This is a genomic window from Chromohalobacter sp. HP20-39 (assembly GCF_033052815.1).
GTDB lineage: Bacteria > Pseudomonadota > Gammaproteobacteria > Pseudomonadales > Halomonadaceae > Chromohalobacter.
The window spans coordinates 1-273 of record NZ_JAWHTP010000672.1; the positions used below are offsets into that span (position 1 = coordinate 1).

The 273-nt window shown below is 60.1% G+C and carries 1 protein-coding gene; it reads right to left on the minus strand.

Annotation, left to right across the window (positions count from 1 at the left end; genetic code table 11):
• Positions 1–210: response regulator (locus RVY79_RS22070; protein ID WP_411161760.1), on the minus strand; the 210-nt coding region annotated here is incomplete at its 3' end.
• Positions 211–273: the final 63 nt, after the last annotated feature.

Consider the following 273-nt stretch of genomic DNA (forward strand, 5'->3'; position numbering starts at 1 on the left):
CTGATCGTTCGCGCCGCGCAGGCGACGGCAGATCGACAAGCCATCTTCGCCCGGCATCATGAGATCGAGCACGAGCAGGTCGAACCGCTCGCGCAGCCAGAGTTTGTTCATGGCCGTGGCGTTTTCCGCCACCAGCACGGTGAAGCCCTGTTCCCCGAGATAGCGGCGCAGCAGATCGCGCAGGCGGGGATCGTCGGCGACGAAGAGAATCTTTTGACCAGAATTTTACATGGCGCTAATGGTAACGACAAAAAAAGAGGCTCGAGGCGCGGT